This window comes from Nocardia sp. NPDC059691 (assembly GCF_042733915.1).
Taxonomy (GTDB): domain Bacteria; phylum Actinomycetota; class Actinomycetes; order Mycobacteriales; family Mycobacteriaceae; genus Nocardia; species Nocardia sichangensis.
In genome coordinates this window covers 1-1,073 of sequence record NZ_JBHWFB010000045.1, presented here as the reverse complement: position 1 = coordinate 1,073, position 1,073 = coordinate 1, and the positions used below count along the sequence as shown (strand labels likewise).

1 protein-coding gene is annotated in these 1,073 nt (G+C 58.5%); it reads right to left on the bottom strand.

What is annotated here, in order from left to right; translation table 11 throughout:
* The coding region (locus ACFV2O_RS36820) for a hypothetical protein (RefSeq protein ID WP_379256395.1) at nt 1-1,061 on the bottom strand (1,061 nt) is incomplete at its 3' end.
* Between the last annotated feature and the right edge of the window lie 12 nt (nt 1,062-1,073).

The following is a 1,073-nucleotide window of genomic DNA, read 5'->3' as shown; positions in this document are numbered from 1 at the left end:
GCACGCATCTCGGCGACGAAACCTTTGTTGTTACTGGTGTCATCGCCCTTGTCCCACCACTGCTGAGCATAGGTTTGGGCCTGATCACCGGTCCGGCCGCGCTTGGCGACATAGTTGACCGTGCCGTTGGTGTTCAACTTGATCTGGTCGTAGCGGGGAACGTGACCGTAGATGAACGCCAGGAAGTTGGCGGTGTTCCCCACGACATGAGACATGTCGACCATGCCCGCCCGCAACGTTTCGGCGGTACCGAGGTATTTGTCGATCGAGGCGATCGCCCGGTCGGCGCCCGCGCCCTGCCAGTGCCCCCGGGTGAACACGGGTTTGATGTTCTTGGTGAAGGTATCGATCGAGTTGCCCCAGATCTGGGACAGGGCCAGCCACTCACCCGACAACCACAGCATGTCACCACCGACCGAGCCCACGAGCATGGCGATGTTGGCGAAATCGTAGAGGTGCAGAGCGCCACCGAGTTCGATCAGCGGATCGATTCTGCCCTTGAGGGACTTGTCGAAACTCACCCCGGAACTGGCGGTGGTCGACAAACCCGGCCCGTCCGCCCACGACACCGAGGACGCCGCATGATACTTCGAGATCTCCGGCCAATGATCACGCGCGTTGGGTGCGACGAAGGTGTTCGCGTTCTGTCCCTCGGTGATCGAGTACTTCTTGTTCGCCGCGGTGAACGTGTTCGCGATATCGGTGACGATCGCTTGATGATTACCCAGAATGTCGACCAGTTCGGGGTTCGCTTTGTCGAAGAACGCGTCCGACAGATGTTTCATGCTCAGAAACTGATAGGAACTGGCCGGGAACGGTTTCGGCTGGGCAGGCCGTTTCGGATCGGTACTGGATTGATTGTTGTAATACCAGTCGAACTTCGGTGGCATGTTCTTCCCGGTCACGAAATTGATCAACCCGAGGATGTCGGCCACCAGATCCTCACAATATCCGGTCAGTTTACCCAGCGCGGCGCTGTCGACATTGAGAAGTTGAAGCTGACCGTTCTGGGCACTCTTCAACAATCCAGCCCAATCGGTCTGGTCGATACCCGCCGCCATCCTGCTCCTACC